This is a genomic window from Rhizobium leguminosarum bv. trifolii WSM2297 (assembly GCF_000271845.1).
Genome location: NZ_JH719395.1, coordinates 1,246,910 through 1,261,599, shown reverse-complemented (window position 1 = coordinate 1,261,599; position 14,690 = coordinate 1,246,910). Strand labels below are relative to the sequence as shown.

Sequence of the window (14,690 nt, the reverse complement as noted above, 5' to 3'; positions counted from 1 at the left end):
AGGTACAGCGCGTGACCGCTACATTCGATAAAGTTGCCGACATTATTGCAGAAACCAGCGAGATCGATCGCGCCACGATCACGCCGGAGAGCCATACGATCGACGACCTCGGTATCGACAGCCTCGATTTCCTCGACATTGTCTTTGCGATCGACAAGGAATTCGGCATCAAGATTCCGCTCGAAAAGTGGACGCAGGAAGTCAACGAAGGCAAGGTTTCCACCGAAGAATACTTCGTGCTGAAGAACCTCTGCGCCAAGATCGACGAGCTCAAAGCAGCCAAGGCCTGAGCGACATATCAATCTTTTTTGCACGCCCTGCCGCCGTGAATATGGCGGCCGGGCGGTTTCGTTCCTAGATCAGGCCAAATTCGCACTTCCTCGGAAAACCGCGTCGCACTTTTCCTGGAATTGCTCTAAGTAGGCGTCACCGGCGGTCGGATCTGGCCTGTCGGGCCGGAGGATCCGAATGCTGCTGGAATATTTCCAGATGATTGACCGCGTCGAAGCGGTGGACCTGAAGAAGGGCACGCTGAAGGCGCGATCCGTCGTGCCGGCCAAGAGCCCCGTCTTCGAAGGCCATTTTCCCGGCATGCCGCTCGTTCCCGGCGTGCTCTTGATCGAGACCATGGCGCAGGCCTCCGGCATGCTGGTGCTTGCCGTCACCGATTTTGCCGCCATGCCTTTCCTGATGACGGTCGACGGCGCCAAGATGCGTACCTTCGTCGAACCGGAGGCCGTGCTCGACATCGAGGCGGTGCTCGAACACGACGGTTCGGGTTTCGCGGTCACCAAGGCTAAAATCACCAGCGCCGGCAAGAAGGTCTGCGATGCGCAACTGAAGCTGCGCACCATGCCGTTCAGCGAGGTTCCGCTCGGCGATATCGTGAAGAAACGTGCCGGCGAGATCGGGCTTCTCGAAGCGATCGCGGCGCAGGGAGTGATTGGATGAGCAAGGCTGCAAACGACGTCGTCATCACCGGCATTGGCATCGTCACCTGTCAGGGCGTCGGCAAGGAGGCGCATATCGCGCTGCTTTCGGCGGCTAGCGCACCTAAGGCGATCGTCGAGACTGAGAAATTCAAGCCCTATCCGGTGCATCCGCTGCCGGAGATCGATTGGTCGCAGCAGATCGCCAAGCGCGGAGACCAGCGCCAGATGGAGAACTGGCAGCGCATCGGCGTCTTCGCGGCCGGTCTGGCGCTCGACGATGCCGGCTTCAAGGACGATATCGAAGCCTGCGGCGCGATGGATATGATCGTCGCAGCCGGCGGCGGCGAACGCGACATCAATGTCGACACGCTGATCGTCGACGAGGCGCTGAAGCGCAACGACCGCGAGCTGCTGTTGAACGAAAAGCTGACGACGGAGCTGCGTCCGACGCTGTTCCTCGCCCAGCTTTCCAACTTGCTCGCCGGCAACATTTCGATCGTGCACAAGGTCACCGGCTCGTCGCGCACCTTCATGGGCGAGGAAGCGGCCGGCATTTCAGCCGTCGAGACCGCCTTCTACCGTATCAAGTCAGGTGAATCCTCGCATGCGCTGGTCGGCGGCGCCTTTGCGGCCGAGCGGCCCGATATGATCCTGCTCACCGAAGCGATCGGCGCCCATGCGCGCGGCGACTGGGTGCCGCTCTGGTCACGCAGACCCAGCGACGGCGGCGGCATGATCACCGGTTCGGCCGGCGCCTTCCTGGTGCTCGAATCACGCCAGCACGCCGAAGCCCGCGGCGCCCATATCTATGCGGTCATCGACGCGGTCGAGGGCGACCGCGGCAATCGCAATGCCGGCAATCTCGAAGTCCGCCTGGAGCGGCTTCTGGCACCCGCCGCAGGGCTTGCCGCCGAAAGCACGGCGATCTTCTCCGGCTCGACCGGCATGCACGATCTCGCCGCCCGCGAGCGGGCGGTGCTTGAACATCAATTGCCCGACGTTGCGATCCGCGGCTTCGGCGGCGTGACCGGCCATACGATCGAGACGCAGTTCACGCTCGGTCTGGCGCTTGCAGCCCTTGCTGTCGACGGCAAGGCCAAGGTGCCGACGTTCGATGCCGCCCATGAGGCGCCGATGCGCAAAGGCGCCATGGCCGCCGTCGTGACCACGGTCGGGCACCAGCGCGGCGAGGGCGTCGCCGTTCTTTCCGCAGATGCGTGAGGAGTGAGAGATATGACAGCTTCCGCTTACAGAGATCATCTCGGCCGTCCGATCGTTGCCGTCACAGGCATGGGTATCATCACCTCGCTCGGCCAGGGTCTCAATGACAACTGGGCGGCCCTGACCTCAGGCACGTCGGGAATTCACGAGATCAACCGCTTCCCGACCGAGGGACTGTCGACGCGCATTGCCGGCACCGTCGATTTCATCGGCATTCCGGCGCCGAATGCCGTCGAGCGCTCCTATGCCTTCGCCCGGGAAACGACGATCGAGGCATTGGCCAATGCTGGCCTTTCCGGCGATTTCAACGGCCCACTGTTTCTCGCTGCCCCGCCGATCGAGCCGGAATGGAGCGCGCGTTTCGAGCTTGCCGACCGTTCGCCGGCCTCCGAACATCCAGGCGACGCCTATGAGCGTTTCCTGACGGCGCTGCGCCAGCGACCGGATCCTGCTTTCCACGAGGCGGCGCTGTTCGGGGCGATTTCCGAACGGCTTGCCGACCGGTTCGGCACGCGTGGCCTGCCAGTGACGCTGTCGACGGCCTGTGCATCGGGCGTTACGGCGATCCAGCTCGGCATCGAGGCGATCCGCCAGGGGCGCACGGAACGGGCGCTGACGGTTGCGACCGACGGCTCTCTCAGCGCCGAAGCGCTGATCCGCTTCTCGCTGCTGTCGGCGCTTTCGACACAGAACGATCCGCCGACCAAGGCTTCCAAGCCGTTCAGCAAGGATCGCGACGGCTTCGTCATCGCCGAGGGTGCTGCGACTCTGGTGCTGGAATCGCTGGAATCGGCAGTTATCCGCGGCGCCAAGGTGCTCGGCATCATGAAGGGCGCCGGCGACAAGGCCGACAGCTTCCACCGCACGCGCTCCTCACCGGATGGCGGCCCGGCGATCGCGACGATCCGCGCGGCCCTTGCCGACGCCGGCATCGACGAGAGCGGCATCGGCTATATCAATGCCCATGGCACCTCGACGCCCGAAAACGACAAGATGGAATATGGGGCGATGTCGGCCGTCTTCGGCGAGCGGATCGTCGGCATTCCAGTTTCCTCCAACAAGTCGATGATCGGCCATACGCTGACGGCGGCGGGCGCCGTCGAAGCGGTGTTCTCGCTGCAGACGATGCTGACCGGCACGCTGCCGCCGACGATCAACTATGCCAATCCCGATCCGTCGATCGTTCTCGATGTCGTGCCGAACAAGAAGCGGGAAGCGCAGGTTTCAGCCGTGCTTTCCAACTCCTTCGGCTTCGGCGGGCAGAATGCCAGCCTTGTCATGGCGCTCGAACCGGCTTAAGCGGTTCCCGACACATTTTTAAGACGAGATGACGCCTTCAAGGCGAGGGATTTTGCCATGCGCGCTTTGCAACTGATCGATGACCGCAAGCTTGAGATCACCGACCTGCCGGAACCGGATGCGCCCGCCGCCGGCGAGGTGACGCTGCGCGTCAAGGCCGTGGCGCTCAACCATATCGACGTCTGGGGCTGGCGCGGCATGGCTTTCGCCAAGCGTAAGATGCCGCTGGTCATCGGTGCGGAAGCCTCCGGCGTGGTGGAAGCGATCGGCCCCGGCGTCGCCAATGTGCTGCCGGGCCAGTTGGTCTCCATCTATGGCGCGCGCACCTGCGGCCTTTGCCGCCCCTGCCGCGAAGGCCGCGACAATCTCTGCGAACATGTCTCCGGCGTGCACGGCTTCCATCTCGATGGCTTTGCGCAGGAGAAGGTCAATCTTCCCGCGCGGCTGCTGGTTCCGGCCCCTCCCGGCGTCGATGCGATCGGTGCAGCACTCGCTCCCGTCACCTTCGGCACGGTCGAGCACATGCTGTTCGACAACGCCAAGCTGGAGCCGGGCGAAACGATCGTCGTCCATGCCGGCGGCTCAGGCATCGGCACGGCAGCGATCCAGCTTGCCAAGAAGATCGGCTGCACCGTCATCACCACCGTCGGTTCGGACGACAAGATCGAAAAGGCCAAGGCGCTCGGCGCCGATCACGTCATCAACTACCGCACCGACCGTTTTGAAGGGGTGGTGCGCAAGCTCACCAAAAAGAAGGGTGTCGACGTCGTCTTCGAACATGTCGGCAAGGATACCTGGGCGGGCTCGATGCTCTGCATGAAGCGCGGCGGGCGCCTCGTCACCTGCGGCTCGACCTCGGGCGTTTCGACGGAGATGAACCTGATGATGCTGTTCCAGCAGCAGCTGAAGCTGTTCGGCTCCTTCGGCTGCCGCATGGAGAACATGGCGGATGCGATGCAGAAGATGGGCCGCGGGCTCGTGCATCCGGTCATCGATACCGAGGTGAGCTTCAGCGATATCGACCGGGCGCTGGAGCGGATGGAATCGCGCCAGATCTTCGGCAAGATCATTCTGAAAATGGATTGAGCCCCAAGTGAAGCTCTTCATCACCCGGATCGTTCTGGCGCTCAGGCACTTCCAGCAATGGCTGGTGGCGCAGGTGATGTTCGGCGTTCTGAACGTGCTGAAGCTGTTTCCGGCTGATGGCGCGATTCGCTTCGCCGACAGGATGATGCGCCGCCTCGGCCGGCGGACGCGTCGTCACAGGCTGATGCTCGTCAATCTGCGCAACGCATTCCCTGAGAAGAGCGTTGCCGAGATCGAGGAGATCGCACTCGCAAGCTGGGGCAATATGGGCCGGCTTGCGGCCGAATACGTCTTCCTCGACGAGCTGTTCGATTACGATCCCGAAAAATCGGAGCCGGGCAGGGTGGAGGTATCGGGTGTCCCCGTCTTTCTCGACCTGCGCGACAATCCGCGCCCCTTCATCGTCTTCACCGGTCATACCGCCAATTTCGAGCTGCTGCCGGTGGCGGGTGCGGCCTTCGGGCTTCATGTGACCGTGCTCTTCCGGCCGCCGAACAATCCCTATGTCGCCAAGAAGGTCTTCGATTTCAGGAGCGCACGGATGGGCAAGCTGGTGCCGTCGCATGCCGGCTCCTCCTTCGCGCTCGCCCGGCAGCTCGAAGCCGGCCAGGGCGTGGGCGTGCTCGTCGACCAGAAATTCCGCAAGGGGGTGAAGGGCACCTTCTTCGGGCGCGAGGTCAAGACCAATCCGCTGCTGCCGAAGCTGGTGCGCCAGTTCGATTGCGAGGTCTATCCGGCGCGCTGCATACGGCTGCCCGGCAACCGCTATCGGCTGGAAATCGAGCCGCGGCTGGACATGCCGCGCGACGCCAAGGGCAATCTGGACCTGCCGGCAGCCGCCCAGCTGCTCAACGACAAGGTGGAAAGCTGGGTGCGGGAATACCCGGAACAGTGGCTCTGGTATCACGACCGCTGGCAGATCAAGAACACACTCGCACCTTAGAACCCAATGATTTTATGCTGGCTCGGCCTAAGATCCGAAACCTGTTCCAAATTAAAAAGGTCCACCCTGAATTATCAGCGGTGAAAAGCGGCAGGTGCTCTCGGATTGAAACAGAGCACACTTCATGTTACCCGTCACCACCAAGGCGCGAATAATGTCTACCGCTAGGCGCATTTTAGAGGTGTAAACCAGGTCCGGTTTCGGACTCGTCTCTTGGGGCAATCGTAGTTGGAGGCGTCTTGCTGGAGCTTTTTCGAGCTTTTTCCTTGCGTTGCACGCAGATAGAGGAAGCCATACGCCTGGGCGACGACCAGCGCGTCACGGCGCTCGACCGCCATGTCGAGCCGTTGGTCGAGGCTATCCTCGCTCACCGGGCCGTCAATCTGCTCGAAGTCTACATGCAACTGCAGTTTGTCACTCATCTCATCGGCCAGGACGCCGACGACAGCGCCAGCGTCACCGAGCACACGACGGTGCTTTCCTTCCTGCTCGACCGCTATTTCGGGACGCATGGGCCGGACTGGCGTGTGCCTTCGCCGCAGGACGTGCGTATCGAGCCGCCGCCGGCCTACGTGCCGGATACCGATAACGGCCAGTTCCTCAACGCGATGATCCTTGACAGCATCCCGGACCGGGTGGCGGTGCTGACAAGGGATTACCGCTACCTCTACTCCAATCCGGCCAACAGCGCTCATCTCAACAAGAAGCCGATGGAGCTGATCGGCCGCCATCTTTCTGAATTCATCGGTGAAGAGCGGTTTGCCGGATGCGCCAAGCACAAGCTCGACGCCTGTTTTGCCGGCGGCCATATCGACTACACCTATGAGCGCTCGCCGGGCAGCGAAGGATCACGGCAGGTGCGTTGTCGCATGTCGCCGCTGCGCGATGGGGGCGGCACGGTGATCGGCGCGCTGATCGTCATGCACGACCTCGATCAGCAGCCCAACTCTGCCTGACCCCTGGCCGGATGGCCAGGCTGCCCGATCGGTAGCCTCAGGCGGTCGCCCAGACGGCGAGCTCGTACCCGTCACGGTCGAGGAAATGAAAGCGGCGGCCGCCGGGAAAATCGGTGATCGGCCGGACGATGGTGCCGCCGGCCCTCTCGACCGAGGTCAGCACCTCTTCCAGATCCCTGGCATAGACGACAACAAGCGGTCCGCCCGGCCGCACGGGGCCGTAATCGGTGAAACCGCCCTTCAGCCGGCCATCGTCGAATTCGCAATAGTTCGGGCCGTAATCGGTGAAACGCCAGCCGAAGGCCGAGCCGTAAAAAGCTTTGGCGGCGGCGATGTCGGCGACATTGAATTCGACATAGTCGATGCGGCGGTCGTGGTTTTCTGACTTATCGGCCATCTATCTCTCCATCAGGGCTTTCAGCATGGCGAGATCCTTCTCGACATGCGCGGCATCGGCAAAAAACTGCGCGTCTGTCATGCCGGGCAGGCGCAACAGGGTGAACATGACCTCGCAGCCATCGCCGTTCGGTACGATGCGCAGCGCATTATAGACCCTGAGGCCGGATTCGATCGTCACTGTGTGGTCGATTACGCCGAATTCATTGGCAGGTACGAAACTCACCTTGATGGTTCCGAGCGGGCCGTGGGCGATCCAGTCAGCGCCGTGAGGTTCGAGGCCGCTGGCAAGGCCGGAGGCCCAGAGCGGCATGTTCTCCGGCTTGCCGGCGAAGTCGTAGACGTCGCGCCAGTCGCGCTCGATCGATTGGTGGATGATTTTCGCGGGCATTGTCGACATGGCTTGCAGGTCCTTCGTATCTGTTCCCCTGGAATAGCAGGCCGGCTGGCGGCGTCTTGAACAAAACGGTCAGGCTGGCCTCGGCATGTTGAGTTGGCCAAGAACGGCGGCGGGTGTCAGGCTCGAGAGCTCGCCGACCTCGCGGGTCATGTGGGCCTGATCGGCAAAGCCCGCTTCGAGCGCAAGGCGGGCGAGCGGCATCGTGCCCGATTTGCGGCAGAGCTCGAGGAAACGCTGGAACCGGCGGATCCGTTCCAGCGTCTTGGCGCCATAGCCGAAATGATGGTGGCAGCGGCGGCGCAGCTGCCTTTCACTCATGCCGAGCCGGCCGAGCAGCCCGGACGCCGGGCGACCGCTGTCGGCGGCGGCGAAGATCACGGCGGCGTCCCGGGCGGGTTCGTCCGCATCGCGCGCGGCCTCTTCGAGCAGCCGGCCGAATAGCGCCATCGCATCCGAGGAATCGGGACAATCAACAAGCCGCGCCTCGAATTCGGCCGTGTCCTTCCAGCCAATGTCGGCAAGCGGCACCGAACAGCCGACCAGCGCCGAGAGCGGCGTCTTCAGCCAGGGTGCCGCGGCGCCCGGCGCAAAACGTGCGCCGATGACTGTCGTTCCCTGCCGGAGAACGGGAAAGGCCGCCGTCCTGTCGGGCCCGGCGACGACCAGTCGGCCGTCGACCCAGAGGAGGTCGCAATAGCCGTCCGGCACGATCGCCACCTGTGCCGGCGGTCCGCCATGGAGCGCATGCGACCAGAACCGGCTGAAATGGCGTCGCAGCGCCGGCGGCGGCGCATATTCGCGATAGCGGCCGGCACGGGCAGCGAGCAGCGCCGTATCTTTTCGTCTTTCCGGTGCCAAGGCGATATCTCCCGAAACGCCGATGATACCATCAGATAGGGCATCAATGGCAGGGTGGTGCAAAAACTTGGTTGCCGGTGAGCCGGTGCAAGCGGTTGTCGGACAAGTCAGGATATTGCAGCTTGATTTCGTTGCTTTTGCGAACCGATTAGACCCTTGCGAGACTTGCCGTTTGACCGAGACAGTGCCACAACACCGATCCAAATGACACATCGGAGGTTTGTCGTGGAAAAGGCAGAAATCGGACTGATCGGTCTTGCGGTCATGGGCTCCAACCTGGCGCTCAACATCGCGGAGAAAGGCAATAAAATTGCGGTCTTCAACCGTACGCCTGAGAAAACCGACGAATTCTACGAAAGCGCCGGTGATCTGAAAAAGCAGATCATTCCCTGCAAGACGATCGAAGAGTTCGTCGATGCGATCCGGCCGCCGCGCCCGATCATCATCATGATCAAGGCGGGTGATGCCGTCGACCAGCAGATGGAGCTGCTGCGTCCGCACCTGTCCAAGGGCGACATTATGATCGATGCCGGCAACGCCAATTTCCGCGACACCGTCGCCCGCTTCGACCGCCTGAAGAACACCGATCTCACCTTCATCGGCATGGGTGTTTCCGGCGGCGAGGAAGGTGCGCGCCATGGCCCGTCGATCATGGTCGGCGGCACCGAAGACTCCTGGAAGCGCGTCGAGAAAGTGCTGACCTCGATTGCCGCCCGTTACAATGACGAGCCCTGCGTCGCCTGGCTCGGCAATGACGGCGCCGGCCATTTCGTCAAGACCATCCATAACGGCATCGAATATGCCGACATGCAGATGATCGCCGAAATCTACGGCATCCTGCGCGACGGCCTCGGCAAGAGTGCCTCCGACATCTCCGGCATCTTCGGCGAATGGAACAAGGGCCGGCTGAATTCCTACCTGATCGAGATCTCCGAAAAGGTGCTGGCCGCCAACGATCCGGTTTCCGGCGGCCCGATGGTCGACATGATCCTCGACAAGGCCGGCCAGAAGGGCACCGGCAAATGGTCGGCGATCGAGGCGCAGAACATGGGCATTCCGGCAACGGCGATCGAAGCCGCGGTCGCCGCCCGCAGTCTGTCGTCGATGAAGTCACAGCGCGAAGCCGCCGAAAAGATCTTCGGCACGCAGGCCGTGTCCTTCCCGATCGCCTATGGTCCCGAGCTCAACAAGGATCTGGAGCTGGCGCTGTTTGCCGCCAAGATCGGCGCCTATGCGCAGGGATTTGCGGTAATGGCGGAAGCCTCGCGTGAGTTCAACTGGTCGCTGCCGATGCCGACGATCGCCAGGATCTGGCGCGCCGGCTGCATCATCCGCTCGCAGTTCCTCGACGAGATCACCTCGGCCTTCACCAAGGCGCCCGACGCCGCAAACCTGATCGTCACGCCGGCCTTCTCCGACATGGTCAAGGAATCGATCCCGGCGCTGCGCCGCGTTGTCGGTGCAGCGATTTCCGCCGGCCTGCCGGTGCCGGCGCTGACCTCGGCGCTGACCTATTTCGACGCCTACCGTCAGGGCAGGGGAACGGCCAACCTCATCCAGGCGCAGCGCGACTTCTTCGGCGCCCACGGTTTCGACCGCCTCGATGGCAAGGATTTCCACCACGGCCCCTGGGGCAGCGGTGCGGCGACCTTCTGAGGCCTGCCGACAGATGTCAAGGAAGAGCCCGGGCGTCGCGCCGGGCTTTTTCGTGGGGTACGTCGCGCTGCTCGATATAACCCCGACGCGAGATGCCAGACTGTTGGGAAAGTGTAGGATTTAATCGTGCTCTGTGCGATAAAGGCAAAAGGACCGAGAGAGGCAAATTCCATGCGCACAACTCAATCTTTAAGCATCACCTTGCCGATCGAAATGGCTGAAATGGTCAAGGCTAAAGTCGCTTCGGGAGAATACGCCACCGAAAGCGAGGTCATCCGCGATGGCTTGCGAACCCTTGCTGCGCGTGATGCTGCGGTGGAGCGTTGGCTCCGCGAAGAGGTCGCACCCGTTTATGATGAACTCAAGGCGCATCCCGAGAGGTCGGTATCCCTCGACGATGCTTTCGAGGGTTTTGGCAAGCGCATCAAATCCATCGCGGCCAAAGCCAAGTAATGAGATACACGGTCCGGCTAAGTGTCGCCGCCCGAGATGATGTCGACGCGTTGTTGAATTATCTTGTGCCTCGCGCCGGAGAGGTGGCTGCTCAAAATTATATCGATCGTCTTCAAACCTTTCTGGAAGGGTTTCAAAACTTTCCGAAGCGAGGGACGGTTCGGGGCGAGATCCGTGATGGCCTGAGGATCGTCGGCTTCGAACGAAGCCTGAGCATTGCTTTCACCGTTGAGGGAGAAACGGTCTACATCCTCAGGATCATGTCCGGGGGGCAGGAACTGCGCCTCGACGAAGAATGATGCTATCGATGTCACCGAGGGTGATTAAAAGACGAGAAGGGCGAATAGGACCTGCGGTGACAGAGATGCTGATCCGATACGAAAGGCCGGCGGATATTGGCGCGATCCACGATCTGACCTCGATTGCCTTCGCCCCGATGCCTTACAGTGAGGGAACGGAGGCGGAGATCATTCGCAGACTTCGCGCGAACGGCGATCTGGCGATATCGCTGGTCGCCGAGGAGGGTGCGGAAATTCGGGGCCATGTCGCGTTTTCGCCGGTTACGATCAATGGTGTGCATGACGGCTAGTTCGGCCTGGGGCCGATATCGGTGAAACCGCAGGGACAGCGGCAAGGTATCGGCAGGGCGTTGATTGTCAGGGGGCTTGAACGGTTGAACGAGATGGGTGCCGCCGGCTGTGCGCTGATCGGAAACCCAGACATCTATAGCCGTATGGGCTTCAGCAGCGACGGGCAGCTGGTGTATCTCGACCTCGATAAGCGGCTCGTGCAACGGATTGTTTTTCGCGGCTCCACGCCAAGCTGAGTTTTGCAATTTTCCCCGGCCTTTGAAACCCCAAACCCCACCTGACAGAGGCGACGACATGTCCGAAACCGGCGTGATAAACATCCGAACGGAGCGTCTGAAGCTCCGCATGCCTGTGCTGGGCGATTTCACCGCCTATGCGCAGCTCATGGCTTCACCGCGATCCGTTGACATGGGCGGCCCGTTCGATCTGCGCGCAGCCTGGGGAATGTTCTGTCACGACGTGGCGCTCTGGCAGCTTTTCGGACACGGGGCGCTGATGATCGACCTTGCCGAGACAGGCGAATGCGTCGGTCAGGTAGGGATCAATCACGGGCCGCTCTTTCCGGAAAAGGAGTTGGGCTAGTTCGTCTATAAGGCCCATGAGGGCAGGGGTTATGCGACCGAGGCGGCCATGGCGTTACGGGACTGGGCCTTTGCAACGCTCAGCCTGCCGTCGCTCGTCAGCTATATCGCCCCTGGCAACGCCGCGTCGATTGCTGTCGCGCAACGGTTGGGCGGGCGTCTCGATCTGACGGCACCTCGAACTGATCCGGTGGATTTCGTTTATCGTCATTTCGCTGCCTGGAAAGATGTACACTCACCGCGCGGCGGCTGTGCGGACGTCTCAAATCCTACAGGATGTCGGGCGCTGCAAAAGAATGGGCATGCCGCATGACGGACCCGAAGCGGGAGCACTGGGACGAGGTCTATCGCACGAAAGCTGCCGACAGCGTCAGCTGGTATCAGCCGACGCCAGGGCCTTCCCTGCGGGCAATTGACGAGTTGCAGCTGCCGGTCACGGCCTCGCTGATCGATGTCGGCGGCGGCGCATCGAGCCTTGTCGACCGTCTCGTCGAGCGCGGCTGGCTCGATCTTACCGTTCTCGACATCGCCGCGCCGGCGCTCGACATCGCCAAAACGCGGCTGGAGGACGAAACCGCCCGCATCGCCTGGGTAATTGATGATGTCACCGTGTGGCGACCGGAGCGGCAGTACGATGTCTGGCATGACCGCGCCGTCTTTCACTTCCTCACCGAACCCGAGCAGCGCCTGGCTTATCGCCGCGCACTCCAAACCGGCACATCACCGGCCAGCGTGGTGATCATCGCGACCTTCGCGCCTGACGGGCCGGAACGGTGCAGCGGCTTGCCGGTCCAGCGTTACGACGCGGCCGCCCTTGTGAATGAATTCTCATCCGTCTTCGCGCTTGAGCGCGAGTGGCGGGAGGAGCACATGACGCCTCGCGGTGGCCGGCAGTGGTTTCAGTGGTGCATCTTTCGCAGGCGCTGAGGCTTCCCTTGAGAAAGCAGCCGAGAGGCGGCTACGGCGTTTCCAGGCGGTCGAGGATGAAATCCGCCCGGTCGGCGACCGAGAGTTTCGGTAATATGACGACGTTGTAGCCAAGCACCGGATAGATCGCGGCGAGGCGGTCATATTCGGCGACTGCCTCGTCGAAGCCATGGCGCCGGTGGGGGTCGGTGACATAGATGTCCGGCCATGGTGGGGTGAGGAAAACGCTCCTGTTATAGCGGTGGGCGGCACTCAATCCTTCCAGGATCGGTTCTCCGGTCAGATGCTGAAGTGCTGCTGCGGCATCGATCAGCCCACGATCGAAAAACGTCCAGCCGGCTTTGCCCTGCGCCGCCGTGTGATCGGCGATCGCCATCTCGATCGCGCGGCGGGCGAAGGCCATCATGTCGTTCCAGGGCAGGGCGATGCCGTCGCCCTCGAGCTCCTGCTTGACGATCCGCCAGCCGGGCTCTTCGATGATCGCATGACCGCGTCCACCGAGTTCCGTCAGCAGCGTCGATTTTCCGCCGCCGGAACATCCGGAAATCAAGACCAAGCGGCTCATGTTAGGCTCTCGTCTTAAGCCGCCCGGCTGGCGCGCGCTAAACCGTGGTCGACGAGCCTGTCGATGATCTCGGCATAACCGACGCCGCTTGCCGCCATCGCCTTGGAATACATGCTGATATCGGTGAAGCCGGGAATGGTGTTGAGCTCGTTGACGAGGAAGCGCATGTCATCCGTCAGGAAAAAGTCGACGCGTGCCATGCCATCGCAGCCGACAGCACGGAAGGCCCTTGCCGCCGTGTCGCGCATGGCGGCCTCCACGTCCGGCGGCAGGTCGGCCGGCACTTTCAGTGCTGCTCCGTTCTCGTCGATATATTTGGCGTCGTAACTATAGAAACCGTGCATATCCGCCGGCACGATTTCGCCCGGCCGGGAAACGAAGAGTTCTCCCGCCGCATCCTCCAGCACGCTGAACTCGATCTCGCGGCCGGCGATGAATTCCTCGGCAAGCAGCGTCCGGTCGTGGCGGAATCCTCCCGTAAGGGCTGCCGCAAACTCCTGGCTGGCATGGACCTTGGCGACGCCGACGGATGAACCCTGCCGCGCCGGCTTGATGAAGAGCGGCAGACCGAGTTCGCCTTCGAGCGCGTCAAGCGAAGGGGACGCACCTTCATGGATCGTTATGGCGCGCGCCACCGGCAGGCCGGCCGCTCGCAGCAGGCGTTTGGCAATATCCTTGTCGAGAGCGGCGGCGGACCCGAGGATGCCGCAGCCGGCGAGCGGCACGCGGGCGACCTCCGCCACACCCTGCACCGATCCATCTTCGCCATGCGGGCCGTGCAGCACGGGGAAAAGGATGTCGATCCTCGCAAGCTCGTGTGGTGCACTATCGGCGGGGATCGCCATCGCCCGTCCTCGTCCGCCCGGAACGAGGCAGATTTCCGTGCCGGATGAAGGGGCCGCCAAGGCGCCATCGGCGAAACTGCTCAGCAGCCACTGCCCCTCGCGGGTGATGAAAACGGGGATGGCATCGTATTTCTCGGGGGCGAGCGCGGCCATGACGTTGGTCGCCGAAAGGATGGAAACTTCATGCTCGGCCGAGCGGCCGCCGAAGAGCACGGCAATGCGCAGCCTGGTTGGGGAAGGGGTCATGAAAGCCTCCGAAGCGATCTGGTGTTGAAAAGGTCAGGCGTCGACCGATATGCCGCGATTGGCGAAGAAGCGGTCGAAGACGGCAAGCGGCAGCGTCACATCGACCTGGCTCGCCGCATCCTGGCCGGACGGATTGTGGAAGCGGATCGTCTCATCGCTGGCTGCCGTCACCAGCACCAGATGACCGCCCTTCGACGGCGGCTCGCGCTCCGGCCAGCGGATGGCCGAATGCACCGAGGCGATGAAGAACCGGCGCTTCGACAGCAACTCAGGAATGGCCGGTGTCGTGACACCAGTCATCACCTCGGCGCCGAGCCCGAAACGCTCACCCAGGAAGTGGACGAAGGGCGCGTAGATCAGTCCCTTGATCGAGGCGTCAATCTCGTTGACGACATAACCGCCATATCTGGTGCAGGCGCGGGCGAGCTCCAGGGTCGGATGGATCTCGCCGCGGGCGGCAAGGATCATCTTCAGGCAGGCCATGCCGCAGACATTCACCGCCCAGCGCGCATATTCCTCGATCGTGCCGGCTCCCGAATGGCGCCAGAGCGGATCGCGCAGCAGCGCTTGCGATCCCTCGGCTAATACCGGCAGCGTCATGCCGGGTGTTTCCCATTGGCTGAAATAGGGCACGCCGCTTTGCTGCATTCTGTCGATATCCCCGTGACTCGCTCATGAGATGGCGGGAAATCTTGGCTTTTTCGGGCCGACAACTGCTTGTGAATCCGGAACCAGC

17 protein-coding genes and 2 pseudogenes are annotated in these 14,690 nt (G+C 62.4%); 13 read left to right on the top strand and 6 right to left on the bottom strand.

Going from position 1 to position 14,690, the window contains the following annotated elements; translation table 11 throughout:
- Positions 1-11: 11 nt before the first annotated feature.
- From RLEG4DRAFT_RS21445 to RLEG4DRAFT_RS21415, 7 genes are all read left to right on the top strand, one after another.
- Positions 12-290: an acyl carrier protein gene (locus RLEG4DRAFT_RS21445; RefSeq protein ID WP_003540486.1), complete on the top strand. Its 279-nt coding sequence runs from the start codon at positions 12-14 to the stop codon at positions 288-290.
- 178 nt (positions 291-468) lie between these two features.
- Positions 469-951 carry a 3-hydroxyacyl-ACP dehydratase FabZ family protein gene (locus RLEG4DRAFT_RS21440; RefSeq protein ID WP_003564235.1) on the top strand — a complete coding sequence of 161 codons (483 nt, stop codon included), beginning with the start codon at positions 469-471 and terminating at the stop codon, positions 949-951.
- The gene (locus RLEG4DRAFT_RS21435) at positions 948-2,153 is read left to right on the top strand and encodes a beta-ketoacyl-ACP synthase (protein WP_003579846.1); all 1,206 of its coding nucleotides are present in this window, start codon (positions 948-950) and stop codon (positions 2,151-2,153) included. The genes RLEG4DRAFT_RS21440 and RLEG4DRAFT_RS21435 overlap by 4 nt, the downstream gene beginning before the upstream one ends.
- A 12-nt stretch (positions 2,154-2,165) precedes the next feature.
- Positions 2,166-3,452 (top strand): beta-ketoacyl-ACP synthase, encoded by a 1,287-nt coding sequence (locus RLEG4DRAFT_RS21430; protein WP_003579845.1) that lies wholly within the window; start codon positions 2,166-2,168, stop codon positions 3,450-3,452.
- 57 nt (positions 3,453-3,509) lie between these two features.
- A complete protein-coding gene (locus RLEG4DRAFT_RS21425) occupies positions 3,510-4,538 on the top strand; it encodes a zinc-binding dehydrogenase (RefSeq protein ID WP_003579843.1) in 1,029 nt (342 codons plus the stop codon).
- A 7-nt stretch (positions 4,539-4,545) separates the two neighbouring features.
- Positions 4,546-5,481, top strand: coding sequence for a lipid A biosynthesis lauroyl acyltransferase (locus RLEG4DRAFT_RS21420; protein WP_003579841.1), 936 nt, complete (start codon positions 4,546-4,548; stop codon positions 5,479-5,481).
- A 239-nt stretch (positions 5,482-5,720) separates the two neighbouring features.
- Positions 5,721-6,437: a PAS domain-containing protein gene (locus RLEG4DRAFT_RS21415; protein ID WP_003579840.1), complete on the top strand. Its 717-nt coding sequence runs from the start codon at positions 5,721-5,723 to the stop codon at positions 6,435-6,437.
- 37 nt (positions 6,438-6,474) lie between these two features.
- Here the strand turns inward: RLEG4DRAFT_RS21415 and RLEG4DRAFT_RS21410 are convergent, their stop codons facing one another.
- From RLEG4DRAFT_RS21410 to RLEG4DRAFT_RS21400, 3 genes are all read right to left on the bottom strand, one after another.
- The gene (locus RLEG4DRAFT_RS21410; protein WP_003579838.1) at positions 6,475-6,834 is read right to left on the bottom strand and encodes a VOC family protein; all 360 of its coding nucleotides are present in this window, start codon (positions 6,832-6,834) and stop codon (positions 6,475-6,477) included.
- Positions 6,835-7,233 carry a hypothetical protein gene (locus RLEG4DRAFT_RS21405; RefSeq protein ID WP_003579836.1) on the bottom strand — a complete coding sequence of 133 codons (399 nt, stop codon included), beginning with the start codon at positions 7,231-7,233 and terminating at the stop codon, positions 6,835-6,837.
- 69 nt (positions 7,234-7,302) lie between these two features.
- Positions 7,303-8,091 (bottom strand): helix-turn-helix domain-containing protein, encoded by a 789-nt coding sequence (locus tag RLEG4DRAFT_RS21400; protein ID WP_003579834.1) that lies wholly within the window; start codon positions 8,089-8,091, stop codon positions 7,303-7,305.
- 204 nt (positions 8,092-8,295) lie between these two features.
- On the opposite strand from RLEG4DRAFT_RS21400, the gene gndA reads away from it, so the two are divergent.
- From gndA to RLEG4DRAFT_RS21370, 6 genes and pseudogenes are all read left to right on the top strand, one after another.
- A complete protein-coding gene (gene gndA, locus RLEG4DRAFT_RS21395; protein ID WP_171898225.1) occupies positions 8,296-9,747 on the top strand; it encodes an NADP-dependent phosphogluconate dehydrogenase in 1,452 nt (483 codons plus the stop codon).
- A 171-nt stretch (positions 9,748-9,918) separates the two neighbouring features.
- Entirely contained in the window at positions 9,919-10,200 is a 282-nt protein-coding gene (locus RLEG4DRAFT_RS21390) for a ribbon-helix-helix domain-containing protein (protein ID WP_003579830.1), read from the top strand.
- Entirely contained in the window at positions 10,200-10,499 is a 300-nt protein-coding gene (locus tag RLEG4DRAFT_RS21385) for a type II toxin-antitoxin system RelE/ParE family toxin (protein ID WP_003579829.1), read from the top strand. Before RLEG4DRAFT_RS21390 ends, RLEG4DRAFT_RS21385 begins: the two co-directional genes overlap by 1 nt.
- Before the next feature lie 65 nt (positions 10,500-10,564).
- Positions 10,565-11,026: pseudogene (locus tag RLEG4DRAFT_RS21380) on the top strand (GNAT family N-acetyltransferase).
- A gap of 58 nt (positions 11,027-11,084) precedes the next feature.
- A pseudogene (locus RLEG4DRAFT_RS21375) lies at positions 11,085-11,591 on the top strand (GNAT family N-acetyltransferase); the annotation flags it as partial.
- Positions 11,592-11,680: 89 nt separating this feature from the next.
- On the top strand, positions 11,681-12,298 hold the full coding sequence (locus tag RLEG4DRAFT_RS21370) for a class I SAM-dependent methyltransferase (RefSeq protein WP_003579827.1): 618 nt from the start codon (positions 11,681-11,683) through the stop codon (positions 12,296-12,298).
- Between the two features lie 31 nt (positions 12,299-12,329).
- On the opposite strand, the gene RLEG4DRAFT_RS21365 is transcribed toward RLEG4DRAFT_RS21370, so the two are convergent.
- Genes RLEG4DRAFT_RS21365 through RLEG4DRAFT_RS21355 form a run of 3 tightly spaced genes read right to left on the bottom strand, consistent with a single transcriptional unit; the run spans position 12,330 to position 14,602 of the window.
- Positions 12,330-12,863 carry an AAA family ATPase gene (locus RLEG4DRAFT_RS21365; RefSeq protein WP_003579825.1) on the bottom strand — a complete coding sequence of 178 codons (534 nt, stop codon included), beginning with the start codon at positions 12,861-12,863 and terminating at the stop codon, positions 12,330-12,332.
- Between the two features lie 14 nt (positions 12,864-12,877).
- Entirely contained in the window at positions 12,878-13,954 is a 1,077-nt protein-coding gene (locus tag RLEG4DRAFT_RS21360) for a D-alanine--D-alanine ligase family protein (RefSeq protein WP_003579824.1), read from the bottom strand.
- Positions 13,955-13,987: 33 nt separating this feature from the next.
- Positions 13,988-14,602 (bottom strand): C39 family peptidase, encoded by a 615-nt coding sequence (locus tag RLEG4DRAFT_RS21355; RefSeq protein ID WP_003579822.1) that lies wholly within the window; start codon positions 14,600-14,602, stop codon positions 13,988-13,990.
- Positions 14,603-14,690 lie beyond the last annotated feature (88 nt).